Here is a 19,649-nt window from a genome sequence, read left to right on the forward strand (position 1 = left end):
GCCGGCATGACGACCGATACCCATACCGCGCTCCTGACCCGCATCGTTGACGACCTGGCCGAACAGGGGTGGTCGCTGCAGCCGCAGTTTATTGCCCCCTCTCTGACCCTCGAACTGGCCGAAGAGTGCCGTAAACGTGCCGCACACGGTGCATTGGCACCCGCCGGCGTCGGCCGTGGCGTGCAGCAGCAGATCCGCGAAGGGGTGCGCGGCGATCATATCCAGTGGCTGGAGGCCGGTCAGGCTGAGGCCTGTGATCAATATCTACAGGCGCTTGATGAGCTGCGCGTGGCGCTGAACCAGGGCTTGTACCTGGGGCTGGAGGATTTCGAGGGGCATTTCGCCCTGTATCCACCGGGTGCGTTCTACCAGAAGCACGTGGACCGCTTTCGTGATGACGACCGCCGCGCGGTGTCCGCGGTGTTCTACCTCAATGAGGATTGGCAGGCCGAACAAGGCGGCGCGCTGCGTTTGTATCTACCGAATGGCGAGACTCGCGACGTATTGCCGCAAGCGGGCAGCCTGCTGCTGTTTCTATCCGCCGACATGCCCCATGAGGTCTTGCCGGCCAGCCGTGATCGACTGTCGCTGACCGGCTGGTTTCGCCGGCGGGGCAATGGGCCGTTCTAGTCAAGATTGGCTAGAACCTGTTCACGATCTCGCGAGCTAGAGCCATGCAAGGCAAAAACAGGCGAGGAAGCGGAGTGTACTTTTGTACATGAGCATTCCGAGCCTGTTTTTAACGCAGCAGGGCCGACGCGCAGCAGATCGTGAGGAGGTTCTTAGTGGCCCCAGACCTTGAAGGTCCCCCGCAGATCAGTGATGTCGCGCATCTCGATACTGCCCAGACGGCTTTCGCCGACGTACATATCGGCCGCTACCCGTACGCGGATGCGCTGCGCCGGGATGCCGCTGGCCACCAACTGTTCGTTGATGGTGGTGAGGTCGGGCAGGGTTAGTTGCAGTTGCTGTTGGCCGCTGCCATTGGACACCACATCGATTTTCAAAGTGGGCAGGTTGACGCCGAAGATTGGCAGGGTCAGCCCCAGTTGCGCCGCGCCGAAGGCGAAGCTGCCGCCAGAGCCGTTCGGGCAGCTGGCGGGGGTGAGACAGCCGTTGTCGATTTTCACGTTGCGCAGAGACGCACTGCCGCCATCGTCATTCCAGCTGATCCGGTTGATCGTCGCCAGCACGTCGGCACGGATGCTGATGCCGGCCTGACCGCTGATCTCGCTCAAGCTCTGGTTATCCATCGGCAGCAAGGCCGCCTGGCTCGGCAGGGCGTAGGCCATAAAGCTGGCAGCGAGTGATAGGGCAAGGGTGCGAAGTGGGCGATGCATGGAAGTTTCCTCAACGAGAGTGCCGAGAGTCTGTGCCGGGCCTGGCGCGCGCGCCATCGGGCCGCGTTGCTTCCCGCCGAAGGATAGGCCGGCGTTGCGCGCGAATGGCGCTGCCAGCGTGATGTGATTGGCAATCTGCTCGGCAGCCCGTCCCTTTGGTCGGCGGCCAGCAAGCGCAGTAACCTGACGGTGTTACGGCGGGTGACTAATGAGAGAGAGTGATGCAGAAGATTCTGGTGAGCCGTTGCCTGTTGGGCCAGCGCGTACGTTATGACGGCGGCGCCCATGGCCCGTTCAGCCTGCTGGAGCGCTGGCAGCAGGAGGGGCGCATTGTGCCGCTGTGCCCGGAAGTCGCCGGTGGCCTGCCAACTCCGCGCGCGCCAGCGGAAATAGCTGGCGGTCAGGGGGCAAAAGTACTTGATGGGCAATTGCCTGTGCTGACGGTGACTGGCGAGGATGTCACGGCGGCTTTTGTTGACGGCGCACAGCAGGCTCTGGCCTTGGTGGCGCAGCATGGCATCCGACTGGCACTGCTCAAGGCGCGAAGCCCCTCGTGCGGTAACCGGGAAAACTATGACGGCAGCTTCAGCGGCACCAAGGTCGCCGGTGAAGGCGTAACCGCTGCGGCGTTGCGTCGAGCTGGGGTGCAGGTGTTTAGCGAAGAGGAGCTGCCGGCTGCGGAAGCGGCGTTGCGAGAGCTGGAAGGATAGTCAGCCCCGCGTGCAAAAAATGGCCGGGAGCCATTTTTAACGTCGCGTAGCGACGGCCCGAAGGGTGGCCGCCATGGATGGCAGGCCATATAAAAAAGGGAAGCCGAAGCTTCCCTTTTTCGTGTCGCGGTAGCGCTTAGAACAGTACGCGGCTACGGATGGTGCCTTTAACGTGCTGCAGCTTCTCCAGCGCTAGGTCGGAGTAATCGGCGTCGACGTCGATGACCACGTAGCCGACCTTGTCGTTGGTCTGCAGGAACTGGCCAGAGATGTTGATGCCGTTTTCGGCGAACACGTTGTTGATCTCGCTCATCACGCCCGGGATGTTGGCGTGGATGTGCAGCAGGCGATGCTTGCCCGGGTGCGCGGGCAGGGCCACTTCGGGGAAATTGACCGAGGACACCGAGGTCCCGTTGTCGCTGTACTTGACCAGTTTCTCGGCCACTTCCAGGCCGATGTTGGCCTGCGCTTCGGCGGTGGAGCCACCGATGTGCGGGGTCAGGATCACGCGGTCCAGGCCACGCAGCGGGCTTTCGAACTCTTCATCGTTGGATTTCGGCTCGACCGGGAACACGTCGATGGCGGCGCCAATCAGGTGCTCATCCTTGATCGCGGCGGCCAGATGATCCAGCTCAACCACGGTGCCACGTGCGGCGTTGATCAGAATGCCGCCCTTTTTCATGGCGCGGATTTCTTTCTCGCCGATCATCCACTGTGTGGATGGCAGCTCAGGCACGTGCAGCGACACGATGTCGCACATGCCCAGCAGGTCGTGCAGTTTGGCGATTTGGGTGGCGTTGCCCAGCGGCAGCTTGGTCACGGTGTCGTAGAAGAACACCTGCATGCCCATGGCTTCAGCCAGTACCGAGAGCTGGGTGCCGATCGAGCCGTAACCGACGATACCCAGCTTTTTGCCGCGGATTTCGAAGGAGTTGGCTGCCGATTTGATCCAGCCGCCACGGTGGCAGGAAGCGTTCTTCTCGGGGATGCCGCGCAGCAGCAGGATGGCCTGAGCCAGCACCAGTTCGGCCACCGAGCGGGTGTTCGAGTAGGGTGCGTTGAACACGGCGATACCGCGCTCGCGGGCGGCGTCGAGGTCAACCTGGTTGGTGCCGATGCAGAAGCAGCCTACAGCTACAAGGCGCTTGGCGCAGTCGAAGACTTCGGCAGTCAGCTGGGTGCGCGAGCGGATACCGATAAAGTGCGCATCGGCGATCTTTTCTTTCAGCTCGTCGTCGGAGAGTGCGCCCTTGAGGTACTCGATGTTGGTGTAACCAGCGGCCTTCAGGGTGTCCACTGCATTCTGGTGGACGCCTTCAAGAAGAAGGAACTTGATCTTGCTCTTGTCGAGAGAGGTCTTGCTCATCGGAGTACCTGTTGTCCCACAAATAGTGTCAGGGAAGAGGCCGAACGCCGCCGGCCGCAGCCCGCAGATCGGCTCGGGGGCACGATTCACGGGGGGCGTATGCTAGCATACGAGCCCCGCGAAACACCTACCCTGACAGATGAAGCGTGCTCAGGGTGACCATGAATCGTTTGAGAGTTCCGTAGATGACCAACCCTGCGCTGATCGAAGAGCTGAAGACCCTGGTTGAGCCCGGCAAGGTGCTGACCGATGCCGATTCCCTCAATACTTACGGCAAGGACTGGACCAAGCACTTCGCCCCAGCGCCGCTGGCGATTGCCTTCCCCAAGAGCATCGAGCAGGTGCAGGCCATCGTTCGCTGGGCCAATCAGCACAAGGTCGCGCTGGTGCCGTCGGGTGGCCGCACCGGTTTGTCCGCCGGCGCGGTGGCGGCCAATGGTGAAGTGGTTGTGGCCTTCGACTACATGAACCAGATTCTCGACTTCAACGAATTCGATCGCACGGCGGTATGCCAGCCCGGCGTGGTGACCAAGCAGCTGCAGATGTTCGCTGAGGACAAGGGCCTGTATTACCCGGTGGACTTCGCCTCGGCGGGTTCCAGCCAGATTGGCGGCAACATCGGCACTAATGCCGGTGGCATCAAGGTGATTCGCTACGGCATGACCCGCAACTGGGTGGCTGGGCTGAAGGTCGTCACCGGCACCGGCGAGCTGCTGGAACTGAATAAGGACCTGATCAAGAACGCCACCGGCTACGACATGCGTCAGCTGTTTATCGGCGCTGAAGGCACCCTGGGCTTCGTCGTCGAGGCCACCATGCGCCTGGACCGTGCGCCGAAGAACCTCACCGCGATGGTGCTCGGCACCCCGGACTTCGACTCGATCATGCCGGTGCTGCATGCCTTCCAGAACAAGCTGGACCTGACCGCCTTCGAGTTCTTCTCCGACAAGGCCCTGGCCAAAATCATGGCCCGTGGTGACGTGCCGGCGGCGTTTGAAACCGATTGCCCGTTCTACGCCTTGCTGGAATTCGAAGCCACTACCGAGGAAGTCGCCGAAGCGGCTCTGGCCACCTTCGAGCATTGCGTCGAGCAGGGCTGGGTGCTGGACGGCGTGATGAGCCAGAGCGAGCAGCAGCTGCAGAACCTGTGGAAGCTGCGCGAATACATCTCCGAGACCATCAGCCACTGGACGCCGTACAAGAACGATATTTCGGTCACCGTCTCCAAGGTGCCAGCCTTCCTGCACGATATTGACCGCATTGTCGGCAAACACTACCCGGACTTTGAAATCGTCTGGTTCGGCCATATCGGTGACGGCAACCTGCACCTGAATATCCTGAAGCCGGAGAACCTGTCCAAGGACGAGTTCTTCGCCAAGTGCGCCACCGTCAACAAGTGGGTGTTTGAGACCGTGCAGAAGTACAACGGCTCGATCAGCGCTGAACACGGTGTGGGCATGACCAAGCGCGATTACCTGACCTACAGCCGTTCGGAAGCCGAGATTGGCTATATGAAGGCTATCAAGGCAGTGTTTGACCCCAACGGCATCATGAACCCGGGCAAGATCTTCCCGCTCTGAAAGCTGCTGCGGGCTACGCGCGCCATGCTGCGTTGGCGAAGTCAGGAAAAATGCTCATTGGCACAAGCCAACTCCGCTTTTTTCCCGACTCCGCCGCCCTGCCTGGCCTTCGCTCGCAACGCTTTCAGCAAGCTGAATTAAGTCTTTAGTCGAAACGACAGCCCGTGAAAGGTCGTCCACCATGGGCGATCAACGATTCAGAGCGTAGGGCGGGGCTACCGCTCTACGCCGTCTGCTCGCACAACGAGCGGCGTCATGCATTCCCATCAGGAGTTGCTTATGAGCTACCAGCATCAGTATGTCGATGGCACCCATATCCACTTTCCCATGGGCAAGGTTGTGTGCATCGGCCGTAACTACGCCGAGCATGCCAAAGAACTGAATAACCCGGTGCCGACCGAGCCCTTGCTGTTTATCAAAGCGGGCAGTTGCGTGGTGCCGCTGGATGACGGTTTTACCCTGGTTGAAGGTAAGGGTGACGTGCATTACGAGGCAGAAATCGCCGTGCTGATCGGCAAGCCGCTGTCGCGCACGCCGAACGCTGAAGAAGTATGTGATGCCATTTCCGGCTTCGCCCCGGCGTTGGACCTGACGCTGCGCGACCTGCAGGCCACGCTCAAAGCCAAGGGTTACCCCTGGGAAACTGCCAAATCCTTCGACGGTGCCTGCGTGATGGCGCCGTTTGTGCCGGGCGATGCAGTCGAAGACCTCACTGACATTGGCATTCGCCTGGCGATCAACGGTGAAGTGCGTCAGGACGGCAACAGCCGCGACATGCTTAACCCGATTCTGCCGATGATCCAGCACATCTGCGGCCACTTCAGCCTGCAGCCGGGTGATGTGATCCTCACCGGTACGCCAGTGGGTGTTGGCCCGCTGCACAAGGGTGATGAGCTGGTGCTGGAACTGGTCGGCCACAGCCGCTTCGCCAGTCGCGCGCTCTAGGTCATCTGGCCGTGTACGCAGGCACCTGGAGGTGCCTGTTGGTCGGTTGGCGTCATAGAAACTTAAGGGTTGCTCTCTAGTCTGATAGCCATCGTTCTGCTGAGTTGTGTGCGATGTCGATCTGGATTGCTCGGCTGGTGCGTGTGCGCTGGTTGGTTGGGGTGTTGTGCCTGCTGGTGGTGACATTACTGGCGATGAATTACCGCCATTGGGACGATCGCCTGTCCTTCTGGGTTCAGCAGCAACAGGTGGGCGTTGCCGAGCAACAGCAGAGCATCTGGCTGCCGGGTTACCGGGCCGTGCTGCAAGGCAAACCACTGCAAGGGTTGGAAGACGACGAGGTGTCCGGGCTGACCTACAGCGCGGAAAGCGACACCCTGTTTACCGTGACCGGGAAATACCCACAGTTGATCGAGCTGACCCTGGATGGTCAGGTGCTCCGGCGTATCGATCTGCTCGGCTTCGCCAATCCCGAAGGGGTCGAGATGCTGTCCGACGGCCGCCTGGCGATTATCGATGAGCGCAAGCGCACCTTGACCACCTTCAAACTCAGCGCTCTGACACGCCGCCTGGAGTTTGCCGATCTACCGTCGTTCGACCTGGGCTTTATTGATGCCGGCAATAAGGGCTTCGAGGGTATTGCCTGGGATTCGCGCAACGAGCGCGTGCTGCTGGGTAAGGAGCGTGGTCCGCTGGGGTTGTTCAGTCTGCCGTTTCCAGGCGAGGACGGTGCCACGGGCACCCTTGAGCCGATGAGTTCCGGGCACCTGTTTCTGCGTGATATTTCCTCACTGACCTACGATCCTCGGACTGGGCATGCCTTGGTGCTTTCCGATGAATCCGGCCTGCTGCTGGAGGTGGATGCTCTGGGCGAGCCCGTCAGCTTTATCAGCCTGAGTCGCGGCATGAATGGCCTGCGTGGCGGCATTGAGCAGGCCGAAGGGGTGACCATGGATGCGGCAGGCAATATCTATATTGTCAGCGAGCCCAACCTGTTCTACGTCCTGCGCAAGGACCCGGTGGCCGAACAGCCCGCTGTTGCGGATTAAGTTTGGCTTAAGCACCGATTAAGCCTGGCTTCAGCTAGGCCCTCTAATCTTGCCCCATCACCTAACTGATTAGAGGGTTACCCCATGAAGCGTTTCACCTTGGCTCTGCTGCTGGCTCCACTGTTCTCCACCGCCGCTATGGCCACCGGTTATACGGGCCCAGGCGCCACTGCTCAGGTCACTACGGTAGCTGCGGCGCTGGATGCTGCCGACGATACACCGGTGGTGCTGCAAGGGCAGATCGTCAAGCGTCTGCAGGATGAGCTCTATGAGTTCAAAGATGCCAGCGGCACCATCAATGTCGAAATCGACGACGAGCATTGGCCGGCCCAGGCCATTTCTGAAAAGGCCGTGGTCAAGATCAGTGGTGAAGTGGATCGTGACCTGACCAGCCGCGAAATCGATGTCGAGTACCTCGAACTGGTCAAGTAAATCACTCGATCATGCGCCCATGTCAGCCCGAAGCCCTGCTTCGGGCTGACGCCGTTGTGTCACCCGTTATTGTTGAGAGTGAAGCGTCATGCGAGATCATTTCACCCTGAAACGTCTGCTGCTGAGCCTTGTCGCGCTGTCCTTGCTGCTGCTGGGCTTGTTTGCGCAGGAGTACCGTTTGTTCGAGCGGGCTTGGTTCAATGTGCAGCAGTGGCAGAAAGCCGGTAGCGGGCAGCAGGGCTCCATGCTGTTGGCGGATTATCAGGTGGACCTTGAGGCCCGCGTGATCGAGGGTCTGAACGATGATGTCTCGGCGCTGACCTTCGACCCAGACCGCAACAGCCTGTTCACCGTGACCAACCAGAAGCCGCAGCTGCTTGAGTTATCGCTGGATGGTGAGCTGCTACGGCGTATCGATTTGCACGGTTTTGGCGATGCTGAAGCGGTTGAGTACATCAGCCCAGGCCTGTATGTGATCACTGATGAGCGTAAGCAGCGTCTGATCAAGGTGCGGGTGGATGATGCCACCACCGAGTTGCATGCCGACCAGGCTCAGCAGTTCTCGTTGAGCATTGGCCTGAATGGCAACAAGGGGTTTGAGGGCTTGGCCTACGATTCGGCTGGGCAGCGTCTGTTTGTTGCCAAAGAGCGCGATCCGATGCGCATCTATGAGATTCACGGTTTTCCTCAGCGAGACCCACAGAGCCCCTTTGCCGTGCACGTGGTGGATGATCAGCAGCGTGACGCTGGGCTATTTGTACGTGACCTCTCCAGCCTGCAATTTGATGAGCGCAGCGGGCATTTGCTGGCGCTGTCCGACGAGTCACGCCTGGTGCTGGAGCTGAATGTCGAGGGCAAACCGATCAGCAGCCTGTCGCTGCTTGGTGGACGTAACGGCCTCAAACGCAGCGTACCGCAGGGCGAAGGCATCGCCATGGATAACCAGGGCGTGCTCTATCTGGTTAGCGAGCCGAATCTGTTCTATCGCTTCAAGAAACCAGGCGCTTAGGCTGTGGCGTAAAGGCTGCGGCCGCCGGTTGCAGCAGGCGCGCGGTTTTCCATTCAAAGCCCAGGGTCAGGCAGATGGCGGCGCAGGCCAGGCCGCCGGCTAATCCCCACCAAACGCCTTCTGCGCCCCAGCCCAGCGGGAAGGCTAGAGCCCAGGCCAGTGGCGCGCCAACTGCCCAGTAGCAGCCGAGGCCAACCCAGAAGGTGGTCTTGGCGTCCTTGAGGCCGCGAATTGCGCCCATGGCGATGGTCTGGATGCCATCGAAGAACTCGAACCAGGCAGCAATCGCCAGCAGTGCCACGGCCAGGCTCACCACCTCGGCATAGGCGCTGTCGTTGTGGTCGAGAAACAGCCCCACTACCCAATGCGGCGCCAGCCAGAACAGGCAGGCGAAACCGAGCATGCACAGCGCACCGAGGCCAAGGCCCAGGCGACCGGCTTGGCGTGCCTGCTGCAGGCGGCCGGCACCAAAGTGCTGACCGATACGGAAGGTCACCGCGTAGGAAATCCCCACCGGCACCATAAACGCCACATACACCGACATGATTGCGATCTGGTGCGCCGCCAGTTGCGTGCTGCCCAGCGCGCCCATGCACAGCGCGGCAAAGGCAAACAGCCCGGATTCCACCGCATAGGTGCCGCCAATCGGCAGGCCCAGGCGCAGCAGCTCTTTCAGCTCGGCCCACACCGGCCGCAACAAGCCGCGCCACAGCGGATAAGGGCTGTAGGCGCTGTGGTGCAACACATGCCAGGCCAGCAGCAGCGCCATGACATTCATCACCACGGCGGTCACCAAGCCAATTCCGGCCAGGCCCAGTGGCGGCAGGCCGAACCAGCCCTTGATCAGTGCATAGTTGAGGACGAAGTTGGCCAGCGCGCCGCCAATGCTGATGGCCATTACCGGGCCAGGGCGGCCGATGGCGCTGGTAAAGCCACGCAGCGCCATAAAGCTCATATAGCCAGGCAGGGCAAACACCAGGGTGGAGAGAAACTGCATGCCGCCGCTGACGTTCTCCGGCTTCTGGCCGAAGTACAGCAATGCTGGGCCCAGGTTCCACAGCGCCAGGCCAGCCAACAACGCCAGACCCCAGCCGAGCCACAGGCCGTTCTGCGTCAGCCGGGTGACGCCGGCCGCGTCCTGCGCGCCGTGGCGGATGGCCACCAGGTTGCCAACCGAGGCAATCACCCCGACGCAGAAGATCGATACGAAGGAATAGCTGGCCGCGCCCAGCCCGCCGGCCGCCAGGGTGGCGGGGCCGAGCAGGCCCATCATCACGGTGTCGGTAAACACCATCAGCACATGCGCCAGTTGCGCAGCAATCAGCGGTCCGGCAAGTTTCAGGATGGCGCGCAGTTCGCCACGAAGCGGATGCAGCATGATGAGTTCTACTCAGTTAGAAGGCTTGCTCGGGTGATCCGCGCAGGCAGAGAATGCGCCTATTCTCTTAAGCCAGCCGTGGCAGCACAAAAGGATAATAGCGATGACGGGCATGACTATTACTCATGGAGCGCGGTCGTGAGTCAGCGCTTGCCCCCGCTCTATGCCCTGCGCGCCTTCGAGGCGGCGGCACGGCACAGCTCCTTTACCCGCGCCGCCGAAGAACTGGCGATTACCCAGAGTGCGGTCAGCCGTCACGTGCGCACCCTGGAGGAACACTTTGCCTGCCGCCTGTTCGAGCGTCGTGGCCGCAGCCTGCAACTCACCGAAACGGCGCGCATCTTGCTGCCGGGGCTGCGCGATGGCTTCGAGGCGTTGGAACGCGCCTGTAACACCCTGCGTGTCGACGACGCGGTGCTGCGCCTGAAAGCCCCGTCGACGCTGACCATGCGCTGGTTGCTGGCGCGCCTGTCGCGCTATCGCCTGCTCAGCGCCAGTGAGGTGCAACTGACCAGCGCCTGGATGGACGTGGACAAGGTGGACTTTCTGCATGAGCCATTCGACTGCGCCGTCCTGCTGAGTCAGGGCGATTTCCCGGAGGAATGGGAAAGCACCGAGCTGTTTGCCGAATGGTTGATTCCGGTCTGCGCGCCAGAAGCCTTGAGCGAACAACCTTGGGATCTGGCACGTCTGCAGGCCGCCGAACTGCTGCACCCGACCCCGGATCGCCGCGACTGGCGACAGTGGTTGCAGGCCATGTGCCTGGCGGATCAGGTGCCGCTCAAAGGCGGCCAGGTCTTCGACACCCTGGAGCTGGGCATGGTGGCGGCGGCGCGTGGCTATGGCGTATCGATTGGTGATCTGGTGATGGTCGCCGAGGATGTCGCGCAGGGCCGGCTCGGCTTACCCTGGCCCAGCGCGGTGCCCAGTGGCTGCAGCTACTACCTGGTATGGCCAAAAGCGCGCCGAGGCCAGGAGCGCTTTCGCCGTTTGCGCGATTATCTGGTAGCCGATGTGGCGGCTATGCAGCTGCCGGTTGTTGAGCGGGTGGGAAGTCGGGCACGTTAGCGGGGTACGCGTAGAGCGTAAAAAATATTGGACTATCGTTTGTTGGCTTATTCGTATTAACGCTTTTAAAACATAGGGTTAATGCGATTTTAGATTGAGCTGTCTGCTGCTTGTGGTCTGATTTATTGACGATCCGAGCGTATTCGTTTGACATATTTTACGGCTTTGGCAGACTGGCTTCAGGATTGTGGCTGCCAGATGAGCGCTTCTCGCGCATCTGATGCCGCTGCGGCGGGCATCTAGACAGGCGCAATCAGCCGTAAAACAGAAGGTGCGCGACAACCGTCAGCCCTTCTGCACAACAACGGCAGCCAATCCCGGCTGCCCCAAGGTGATGTATGTCCAACAACAATACGAAACAGCGCCCAGGCGCGCGTAAACCGGTTGTCCTGATGTCCATGGGCGCTCAAGAGCGCAAAGGACATGCCTATCAAGTCATGACCCACAAATACATAACCCCGCTGGTCGAACTGTCAGGCTGTGTGCCGCTGCTGGCGCCCAGCTGCTGCGGCGCGGATGACATCGAGCAGTACCTGTCGATGGTCGATGGCGTGTACCTGACCGGTGCGGGCAGCAATATCGATCCGGCCCTCTACGGCCAGGAAAACCTGACCCCGACTAAGGGCCAGGATAAGGACCGTGATCTGTTTGATATTCCACTGATTCGCGGTGCATTGGCCCGTGGTCTGCCGCTGTTCGCGATCTGCCGTGGCATGCAGGAAATCAACGTGGCCCTGGGCGGCAATATCCACCAGAAGGTCTACGAAGTCCCGGGCATGAATGACCACCGCGAAGACACCAGTGCTCCGGTGGAGGTGCAATACGCCGACAGCCACAGCGTGCGCGCGCTGCCGGGTAGCTGGTTTGCCGAGCTGATGGGTGAGGCCGAATTCCCGGTCAACTCGCTGCACGGCCAGGCGTTGGATCAACTGGGTGAGGGCGTCGAGGCGCTAGCCCATGCCGAGGATGGCCTGGTTGAGGCGATTCACCTGCCGGGCGCCGAGCAGTTCACTCTGGCGGTGCAATGGCACCCGGAGTGGCAGGCGGCGCAGAACCCGCATTCGGTGAAAATCTTCAAGGCGTTCGGTGAGGCCTGTCGTGAGCAGGTAGCCCGCCGCGACCAGTAAGCGTTCCAACTGCACATTAAGAAGCCCCGCATGCGGGGCTTTTTTATGGCTGCGATTCAGGCCCCGCTGATGCTGGGTCGGTACTGCAGGGCTTCACCCAAGTGGCTGCGGCGAATATGTGCAGCACTGTCCAAGTCGGCCAGGGTGCGTGCCACTTTCAATACGCGGTGTGCTGCACGCAGGCTCAGTCCCAGGCGCTCGCAGGCATTTTCCAGCCACTGGCGGTCTTCGCCCTGCAGGCTGCAATGTTGCTGCACGCCATTGAGATCGAGGTGGGCATTGGCGCAGCCCTGGCGAGCCAGTTGCTGCTGGCGTGCCTGCACCACCTGCTCGGCCAGTTCGGCGCTGCTTGGGCCGGGCTCGGCGTCAGCGTTCAGTCGGGTAGTTTCCCGCGGCACGCTGAGGTGCAGATCGATGCGGTCGAGCAACGGGCCGGAGAGCTTGCCGCGGTAGCGCTGGATCTGTTCAGTGGAACAGCGGCAGCGCCCGGATGGATCGCCCAAATGCCCGCAGGGGCACGGATTCAGCCGCCACCAGCTGAAAGCGCGCAGGAAAACGCACTTTGTCGCGTGCCCGAGCAATCACGATCTGGCCACTTTCCAGGGGCTCGCGCAGCACCTCCAAAACCTTGCGATCAAATTCGGGGAGCTCATCGAGGAATAAAACGCCGTGATGAGCCAACGTGATTTCACCCGGTTGCGGGCGACTGCCGCCACCGACCAGCGCGGGACCGGAGGCACTGTGGTGCGGGGTTCTGAAGGGGCGTTGCGGCCAGGCGCTAAGCGGAACGTGGCTGGCCACGGAATGAATTGCAGCGACTTCCAATGCTTCCTGTTCATCCAGTGGCGGCAACAAGCCGGGTAGGCGGCTGGCCAGCAGGGTTTTTCCCGTACCGGGTGGCCCGGTAAATAAAAGGTTGTGCGAACCAGCCGCTGCTACCAGCAGTGCGCGCTTGGCGGCAATTTGCCCTTGCACCTCGGCTAGATCGGGGTAGGGCAGCACTTGGCGCAGCAAGCCCTGGGCCTGATAGGGCGCAATCGGCGTTTGGCCATTGAGGTGGGCGGCGACTTCCAGCAGGTGCTCGACGGCAATCACCGTGAGGCCGGACGCCAGGCTGGCTTCCTCGGCATTGGCCTTGGGCACTACTAAGGTGCGTCCGGCGGCGCGGGCGGCTAGCGCGGCGGGCAAGACGCCTTGTACCGGGCGAATCGCCCCGGACAGCGCCAGTTCACCCAGGCACTCAAGCGGCTCCAGTGCGCTGCTTGGCACCTGTCCGCTGGCGGCGAGAATGCCGAGGGCAATCGCCAGGTCGAAGCGCCCGCCGTCCTTGGGTAAATCGGCCGGTGCCAGATTCAAGGTAATCCGCCTGGGCGGGAACTCGAAGGCGCAGTTGAGGATGGCGCTGCGCACCCGGTCCTTGCTTTCCTTGACGGCGGTTTCCGGCAAACCGACCAGAGCAAGCGAGGGCAGGCCGTTGGCCAAGTGGGCTTCGACGGTGACGGCGGGGGCTTCAACACCCACTTGGGCGCGGCTGTGGACTATGGCCAGGGACATCGATCACTCCTTGATCGGCTGATGCATCCGCTGCGGGTGTTACTCGCGGGTGGCTGGGGTGTCTGCGCTGCGTGCTTCCATTTCGGCGACCTTGGCTTCGAGAGCTTCCAGGCGGGCGCGGGTGCGGGCGAGCACGACCATCTGGCTGTCGAATTCGTCGCGGCTGACCAAGTCGAGTTTGCTGAAGGCGCTTTGCAGCAGCACTTTGAACTGGGCTTCGAACTCGCCGCGCGGCAAGGGCGCGTCACCGTTGAATAGGCGCGAGGCGTGGGTGGTCAAGGCGTCTAGTAGGGCTTTAGGTGGCAGCATGATGAGGTTCCGTTTACAGATGGCGGCAGTGTAGCACGCAGCTTTATCGGGCTTGCCGGCCGGGTCCGGAACGGGTTGGCGGCTTCTGCACGATTTTCGCGCGCTGCTTGGCAGGCTGTTGCACCGTTGTTGTGCGCTGGCGGTTGGCTATTACCGGGCTAAAACGCCCGTTTGCCGGGTAACTGCATGAAATAAATCGGTTTTACCTGATCTGGCAAGCTTTCTGCTTTGTCTCTTACGACGCATGCACCGATGCAGTTCCGGTGCGTCAGGCGAAGCGGGGAAGTGCTTCGTCGGGAGCGGTTGGTGAGTATCGGTGCTGCTGGATCAGGGCGGCGATGCATTACAAAAGCCAGGCACTGCGCTTAGACTTGGTCCGGGTTCGCAATTCCTGGGGCATGTCCACCTTACACGGGAGAGAGTTACATGAAGCTAGTCACTGCCATCATCAAGCCGTTCAAGCTGGACGACGTCCGTGAGTCACTGTCGGAGATCGGCGTGCAGGGTATCACCGTCACTGAAGTCAAAGGCTTCGGTCGCCAGAAAGGCCATACCGAGCTGTATCGCGGTGCTGAATACGTGGTCGATTTCTTGCCAAAAGTGAAAATCGACGTGGCCATCGCTGACGATCAACTCGATCGCGTCATCGAGGCCATCACCAAAGCTGCTAACACCGGCAAGATCGGTGACGGCAAGATTTTCGTTGTAAACCTGGAACAGGCGATCCGCATCCGTACCGGCGAAACCGGCACCGACGCAGTTTAAGCCTCCGAACGAACCCCACGCCCCAGGAGTTAAACCATGACTCTGCGAAAAATCGCAGGGCTAGGAGCCCTTTTGTCTCTCGTTCCTGGCTTTGCCATGGCCGAAGAGGCAAGCCTGAACAGCGGCGACACCGCTTGGATGTTGGTCGCCACTGTACTGGTGCTGTTTATGACCATCCCCGGTCTGGCGCTTTTCTACGCTGGTATGGTGCGTTCGAAGAACGTGCTGTCGGTGTTGATGCAGTGTTTTGCAGTAACCGGGTTGATCAGCATTCTGTGGGTCGTTTACGGCTACAGCCTGGCCTTTGATACCACTGGCATGGAGCAGGGAGTCGTCAACTTCAACTCCTTCGTCGGCGGTTTCTCCAAAGCCTTCCTATCTGGTTTGACCCTGGACAGCTTGGTGGCTGGGATTCCAGAGAGCGTGTTCATCACCTTTCAGATGACCTTCGCCATCATCACCCCGGCGCTGATCGTCGGTGCCTTCGCTGAGCGCATGAAGTTCTCGGCCATGCTGATCTTCATGGCCGTGTGGTTCACCCTGGTATATGCGCCTATCGCGCACATGGTCTGGGGCGGCAACGGGGCGCTGATGTGGGACTGGGGCGTGCTCGACTTTGCGGGCGGCACCGTGGTGCACATCAACGCCGGTATCGCCGGTCTGGTGGCCTGCCTGGTGCTGGGCAAGCGCAAGGGTTTCCCAACGACCGCCATGCCGCCGCACAACCTCGGCTACACCCTGATCGGCGCAAGCATGCTCTGGGTCGGCTGGTTCGGCTTCAACGCAGGTTCTGCGCTGGCAGCCAACGGTAGCGCCGGTATGGCCATGCTGGTAACCCAGATTGCCACCGCTACAGCGGCGCTGAGCTGGATGTTCGCCGAGTGGATCACTCACCGCAAACCAAGCGTTCTGGGCATTGCCTCGGGCGCTGTGGCGGGTCTGGTGGCGATTACGCCAGCATCCGGTACGGCGGGGCCGATGGGCGCTCTGGCGATTGGTCTGGCAAGTGGGGCGATCTGCTTCTTCTGCGCCACCAGCCTGAAACGCAAGCTGGGTTATGACGATTCCCTCGACGTGTTTGGCGTGCACGCCGTGGGCGGCATTGTCGGCGCCATTCTCACCGGGGCGTTCGCCGCACCGGCCTTGGGTGGCTTCGGCACGGTGGAAAATATTCCGGCGCAGCTGTGGATCCAGTTCGAGGGGGTGGCCTTCACGGTGGTGTACACCGCAGTGGTGACCTTCGTGATTCTGAAAGTGATCGACCTAGTAATGGGCCTGCGTGTCAGCGAAGAGGAAGAGACCATCGGTCTCGATCTCGCCCTGCATAACGAGCGCGGCTACAACCTGTAAGCACACGGAGCGCGTCCGGAGCCAACCCCGGACGTCTTAACCGAATAGCGCTAAAAAGCGCACGGCAAGAGGTGAACCATGGACAACACAGCATTGACTGCATTGCAGTACGGTTTTGATACCTTCTACTTTTTGGTTTGCGGCGCCCTGGTAATGTGGATGGCAGCGGGTTTTGCCATGCTCGAATCCGGTCTGGTGCGAGCCAAGAACACCACTGAAATTCTCACCAAGAACATCGCCCTGTACGCAGTGGCGAGCATCATGTACCTGGTGATCGGTTACCACATCATGTACTCCAGCCCGGAAGGCGGCATCCTGCCAAGCCTGGGTTTCCTGCTGGGAGAAGAGAACAGCGTTGAGTCGGTTCTGGCCGGCGGTGACGATGCCCCTTACTACTCGGCCCGTTCGGACTTCTTCTTCCAGGTGGTGTTTGCCGCGACCTGCATGTCGATCGTTTCCGGTGCCGTGGCTGAGCGCATGAAGCTGTTCGCCTTCCTGGCGTTCGCCGTGGTCATGACCGGTTTCATCTACCCGGTACAGGGCTTCTGGAAATGGGGTTCGGGCTTCCTCAACGAAGCTGGCTTCCTCGACTTCGCTGGTTCTGGTGTAGTGCACATGGCTGGCGCTACGGCTGCCCTGGCTGGCGTACTGCTGCTCGGCGCCCGTAAAGGCAAGTACGGCCCGAATGGCCAGGTCAACGCCATTCCGGGTGCCAACCTGCCGATGGCAGCGCTGGGTACTTTCATCCTGTGGATGGGCTGGTTCGGCTTCAACGGTGGCTCGCAGCTGAAGATGAGCACCATCGAAGACGCCAACGCCGTGGCTAACGTGTTTGTTAACACCAACATGGCGGCTGCCGGTGGCCTGATCGCTGCGCTGATCGTGGCACGCATCCTGTTCGGCAAGGCTGACCTGACCATGGCCCTCAACGGTGCCCTGGCTGGCCTGGTGGCAATCACTGCCGAGCCGCTGACCCCGACTGCCCTGCAAGCAACCCTGATCGGTGGCGTGGGTGGCGTGCTGGTGGTGTTCTCGATCCTCGGTCTGGACAAACTCAAGCTCGACGATCCAGTCGGTGCCATCTCCGTACACGGCGTGGTCGGTATCTGGGGCCTGCTGGCGGTCTGCCTGACCAATAGCGACGCTACTCTCGGCGCACAGCTGCTGGGTATCGGTTCGATCTTCGCTTGGGTCTTCGTCTGCAGCCTGATTGTCTGGTCCATCATCAAGTTGGTGATTGGTCTGCGCGTCAGCGAGGAAGAAGAGTACGAAGGCGTAGACATCGCCGAATGCGGTATGGAAGCCTACCCGGAATTCACCAAGCGTTGATTTCCTCTGGTTTCGACAAGGGCGCCTTAGGGCGCCCTTTGTTTTTTCTGAATGCCCATTAAAGGTTGTGGTTTTTCAGCGTGTGCGCGGTTGTGATGGAGCGGCAACAGACCCTAGAATGCGCGCCGTTGAGCGCAGTTCGCCGATGCGCGGCGCTCAGCCCTAGGCAAGGCCACGGGATTTTTTATCAGCGACGTTAGAAAGCTGACGCAGCTGGGCTATAACTACTCTGCTTTTCGCAAGTCATGAGGTTGGAACATGAGCGACGAAGATCTGGAACACGACGAATTAGAAGGCGCAGACGAAGACGAAGGCGAGGAGCTGGCTGCCGCCGATGATGGCGACAGCAGCGATGATGGCGATGGTGACGACGAAGTCGTACCCGCCAGCAAAGGCAAAAAAGCCAAAGCCGCCGTCGACGTAGAAGAACTGCCGAGCATCGAAGCCAAGCAGAAAGAGCGTGATGCACTGGCCCGCGCCATGGAAGAGTTCCTCTCCCGTGGTGGCAAGGTGCAGGAAGTCGAGCCGAATGTGGTCTCTGATCCGCCCAAAAAGCCGGACAGCAAGTACGGCAGCCGCCCTATCTAAGGGCCTGCTGTAAAACAAAAAGCCCGCATGCCATCCGCGTGCGGGCTTTTTTTTTGCGCGATGCCTTGTTAAGGCAGGCAGATGGCTTTGTAGGGTGGATGGCGCTTTATCCATCCACCGTTCATCGTCGGCCAGCGCCGCGCGTCTGCAGCCTATGCCCAGCTGTGCAGCAGCGCCGGCAGTTCGGCCAGGCTGCGGATCTCGCCATCAGGCGTAATCGCGTCGCTCCAGGTCTTAGCCTGCGGGTTGAACCAGATCGCCCGCAGCCCGGCGGCCTTGGCTCCGGCGATGTCATCGCTGGGGTGGTCGCCGATATGTACCGCGTGTTCGGCGGCGATTCCAGCGCGTTTCAGGGCTTCGGTAAAAGGTTTCGGATCGGGCTTACCGACTCCCAGCTCCTCGGCGCACAGGGCGAACTGGAAGTAGTCGGCCAGACCCAGGCGGCGCACGTCGGCATTGCCGTTGGTGATGACCCCGAGCTGGAAACGATTGGCCAAGGCTTCAAGGGTTGGATGCACCTCGGCAAACAGTTCGACCTGATGGCGCGCGGCGAGAAATACCTGAAAGCCCGCTTCGGCCAGCGCCTGCGCATCCGCGTGCGCATAGCCAGCGTCTGCTAGGGCATGCAGCAGAATGCGCCGGCGCAGTTCGCTGAGGCGATGCTTCAGCATCGGCTCGGCCTGTAGCAAGGTGGCGCGAATCGACCACAGATGCTCCACCGGCACCGCACCCAGGCGCGGCGCGTGCATTGCCAGCCAGTTGCGCAGCGCCGCTTCGGCGTCCTGCATCACCGGGGTGACATCCCACAGAGTGTCGTCGAGGTCGAAAGTGATCAGCTGAATGCTCATTCTGTGTTGCCTTTGCGTTTAGCCCTTGGGTGGGCCTGGTCATAAACAGTGGCCAGGTGCTGGAAATCCAGGTGGGTATAAACCTGGGTGGTGGCGATGTCGGCATGGCCGAGCAGCTCCTGCACGGCGCGCAGGTCCTGGGATGATTCGAGCATATGACTGGCGAAGCTGTGGCGCAGCATATGTGGGTGCAGGTGCTGCCCCAGCTCGCGTACACCGGCCTGGCGCACGCGCAGTTGCACCGCGCGGGGACCGATGCGCCGACCCTGCTGGCTGATAAATACCGCGCCGTCGCTCGGGTTCGCCAGCGCACGCAGTGGCAGCCACTGCTGCATCGCTTCACGTGCCATGCGCCCAAGCGGCAGCTCGCGGGTCTTGTTGCCCTTGCCGATAACCCTTACCAATCCGGCGGGCAGGTCGAGGCCGTCGAGGTTGAGGCTCACCAGCTCCGACAGACGCAAGCCTGACGAGTAGAACAGCTCTAGCATGGCCTGATCGCGGCGGGCGATAAAGTCATCTTCCAAGGCGCCGTCGAGCAGTTGTGCGGTGCGGTCAGCGTCCAGGGTCTTTGGCAAGCGGCGCTCGCCCTTGGGCGGCGTCAGCCCGCTGGCTGGATCGCTGTCGCAGTGGCCCTCACGAATCAGATAACGATAGAGGCCACGGGTGGCCGAGAGCAGGCGCGCCAGGCTGCGGCTGGACTGGCCCTGCATGTGCAGGCGACCGACCATGCGGCGTAGGCGTGGGGTATCGAGCGTACGCCAGCTGTCGATCTGCTCTTGGGTGCAGAGCGCCAACAGCGTGCTGAGGTCGTGGCGATAGCCAATCAGGGTGTGCGGGGATAGCTGACGTTCGCTGCGCAGGTGTTCAAGGTAGGCGTCCAAGAGGTCTTGCATGGAAGCTCC

Annotated in this window: 19 protein-coding genes and 1 pseudogene; 13 read left to right on the forward strand and 7 right to left on the reverse strand. The window is 61.1% G+C overall.

Annotation, left to right across the window (positions count from 1 at the left end):
- Positions 1-6: 6 nt before the first annotated feature.
- Positions 7-630 carry a 2OG-Fe(II) oxygenase gene (locus HBN63_RS13895; protein ID WP_170049842.1) on the forward strand — a complete coding sequence of 208 codons (624 nt, stop codon included), beginning with the start codon at positions 7-9 and terminating at the stop codon, positions 628-630.
- 152 nt (positions 631-782) lie between these two features.
- On the opposite strand, the gene HBN63_RS13900 is transcribed toward HBN63_RS13895, so the two are convergent.
- Positions 783-1,340, reverse strand: coding sequence for a DUF6160 family protein (locus tag HBN63_RS13900; RefSeq protein ID WP_345940488.1), 558 nt, complete (start codon positions 1,338-1,340; stop codon positions 783-785).
- A gap of 221 nt (positions 1,341-1,561) precedes the next feature.
- Between HBN63_RS13900 and HBN63_RS13905 the strand changes: the two genes are divergently transcribed.
- Positions 1,562-2,050, forward strand: coding sequence for a DUF523 domain-containing protein (locus HBN63_RS13905; protein WP_170049843.1), 489 nt, complete (start codon positions 1,562-1,564; stop codon positions 2,048-2,050).
- A 136-nt stretch (positions 2,051-2,186) separates the two neighbouring features.
- Here HBN63_RS13905 and serA read toward each other — a convergent pair whose 3' ends face one another.
- Complete coding sequence (gene serA / locus HBN63_RS13910) at positions 2,187-3,416, reverse strand: phosphoglycerate dehydrogenase (protein ID WP_167146271.1); 1,230 nt, start codon at positions 3,414-3,416, stop codon at positions 2,187-2,189.
- A gap of 185 nt (positions 3,417-3,601) precedes the next feature.
- Here serA and HBN63_RS13915 point away from each other — a divergent pair, with 185 nt between their 5' ends.
- The 5 genes from HBN63_RS13915 to HBN63_RS13935 all read left to right on the forward strand — a co-directional run bounded on the left by HBN63_RS13915 (position 3,602) and on the right by HBN63_RS13935 (position 8,431).
- Positions 3,602-4,996 (forward strand): FAD-binding oxidoreductase, encoded by a 1,395-nt coding sequence (locus HBN63_RS13915; RefSeq protein WP_170049844.1) that lies wholly within the window; start codon positions 3,602-3,604, stop codon positions 4,994-4,996.
- 279 nt (positions 4,997-5,275) lie between these two features.
- Positions 5,276-5,941 carry a fumarylacetoacetate hydrolase family protein gene (locus HBN63_RS13920; protein WP_170049845.1) on the forward strand — a complete coding sequence of 222 codons (666 nt, stop codon included), beginning with the start codon at positions 5,276-5,278 and terminating at the stop codon, positions 5,939-5,941.
- 113 nt (positions 5,942-6,054) lie between these two features.
- The gene (locus tag HBN63_RS13925) at positions 6,055-6,990 is read left to right on the forward strand and encodes an SdiA-regulated domain-containing protein (protein ID WP_170049846.1); all 936 of its coding nucleotides are present in this window, start codon (positions 6,055-6,057) and stop codon (positions 6,988-6,990) included.
- An 84-nt stretch (positions 6,991-7,074) separates the two neighbouring features.
- Positions 7,075-7,422, forward strand: a complete 348-nt coding sequence (locus tag HBN63_RS13930) for a NirD/YgiW/YdeI family stress tolerance protein (protein WP_160086651.1) — start codon at positions 7,075-7,077, stop codon at positions 7,420-7,422.
- 88 nt (positions 7,423-7,510) lie between these two features.
- Positions 7,511-8,431 (forward strand): SdiA-regulated domain-containing protein, encoded by a 921-nt coding sequence (locus HBN63_RS13935; protein WP_160086653.1) that lies wholly within the window; start codon positions 7,511-7,513, stop codon positions 8,429-8,431.
- On the opposite strand, the gene HBN63_RS13940 is transcribed toward HBN63_RS13935, so the two are convergent.
- Entirely contained in the window at positions 8,412-9,809 is a 1,398-nt protein-coding gene (locus HBN63_RS13940; protein WP_170049847.1) for a NorM family multidrug efflux MATE transporter, read from the reverse strand. The genes HBN63_RS13935 and HBN63_RS13940 overlap by 20 nt on opposite strands.
- Before the next feature lie 138 nt (positions 9,810-9,947).
- Between HBN63_RS13940 and HBN63_RS13945 the strand changes: the two genes are divergently transcribed.
- Complete coding sequence (locus HBN63_RS13945; protein ID WP_170049848.1) at positions 9,948-10,877, forward strand: LysR substrate-binding domain-containing protein; 930 nt, start codon at positions 9,948-9,950, stop codon at positions 10,875-10,877.
- Between the two features lie 338 nt (positions 10,878-11,215).
- A complete protein-coding gene (locus HBN63_RS13950; RefSeq protein ID WP_090254586.1) occupies positions 11,216-12,004 on the forward strand; it encodes a gamma-glutamyl-gamma-aminobutyrate hydrolase family protein in 789 nt (262 codons plus the stop codon).
- A 56-nt stretch (positions 12,005-12,060) separates the two neighbouring features.
- On the opposite strand, the pseudogene HBN63_RS13955 reads toward HBN63_RS13950, so the two are convergent.
- Both HBN63_RS13955 and HBN63_RS13960 read right to left on the reverse strand, forming a co-directional pair.
- Positions 12,061-13,558, reverse strand: a pseudogene (locus HBN63_RS13955) (YifB family Mg chelatase-like AAA ATPase).
- A 39-nt stretch (positions 13,559-13,597) separates the two neighbouring features.
- Complete coding sequence (locus tag HBN63_RS13960) at positions 13,598-13,867, reverse strand: accessory factor UbiK family protein (RefSeq protein WP_170049849.1); 270 nt, start codon at positions 13,865-13,867, stop codon at positions 13,598-13,600.
- A gap of 426 nt (positions 13,868-14,293) precedes the next feature.
- On the opposite strand from HBN63_RS13960, the gene glnK reads away from it, so the two are divergent.
- The 4 genes from glnK to sutA all read left to right on the forward strand — a co-directional run bounded on the left by glnK (position 14,294) and on the right by sutA (position 17,899).
- On the forward strand, positions 14,294-14,632 hold the full coding sequence (gene glnK / locus HBN63_RS13965; RefSeq protein ID WP_021700071.1) for a P-II family nitrogen regulator: 339 nt from the start codon (positions 14,294-14,296) through the stop codon (positions 14,630-14,632).
- 36 nt (positions 14,633-14,668) lie between these two features.
- Positions 14,669-15,982: an ammonium transporter gene (locus tag HBN63_RS13970; protein ID WP_160086663.1), complete on the forward strand. Its 1,314-nt coding sequence runs from the start codon at positions 14,669-14,671 to the stop codon at positions 15,980-15,982.
- A gap of 78 nt (positions 15,983-16,060) precedes the next feature.
- Positions 16,061-17,311, forward strand: coding sequence for an ammonium transporter (locus HBN63_RS13975; RefSeq protein WP_160086665.1), 1,251 nt, complete (start codon positions 16,061-16,063; stop codon positions 17,309-17,311).
- A gap of 258 nt (positions 17,312-17,569) precedes the next feature.
- The gene (gene sutA, locus HBN63_RS13980; RefSeq protein ID WP_160014953.1) at positions 17,570-17,899 is read left to right on the forward strand and encodes a transcriptional regulator SutA; all 330 of its coding nucleotides are present in this window, start codon (positions 17,570-17,572) and stop codon (positions 17,897-17,899) included.
- Between the two features lie 152 nt (positions 17,900-18,051).
- On the opposite strand, the gene HBN63_RS13985 is transcribed toward sutA, so the two are convergent.
- On the reverse strand, positions 18,052-18,747 hold the full coding sequence (locus tag HBN63_RS13985) for an HAD-IA family hydrolase (RefSeq protein ID WP_170049850.1): 696 nt from the start codon (positions 18,745-18,747) through the stop codon (positions 18,052-18,054).
- Positions 18,744-19,640: a tyrosine recombinase XerC gene (gene xerC / locus HBN63_RS13990; protein ID WP_160086669.1), complete on the reverse strand. Its 897-nt coding sequence runs from the start codon at positions 19,638-19,640 to the stop codon at positions 18,744-18,746. The genes HBN63_RS13985 and xerC overlap by 4 nt, the downstream gene beginning before the upstream one ends.
- Positions 19,641-19,649: the final 9 nt, after the last annotated feature.

It is taken from the genome of Pseudomonas sp. WS 5011, from assembly GCF_012985775.1.
Classification (GTDB): domain Bacteria; phylum Pseudomonadota; class Gammaproteobacteria; order Pseudomonadales; family Pseudomonadaceae; genus Aquipseudomonas; species Aquipseudomonas peli.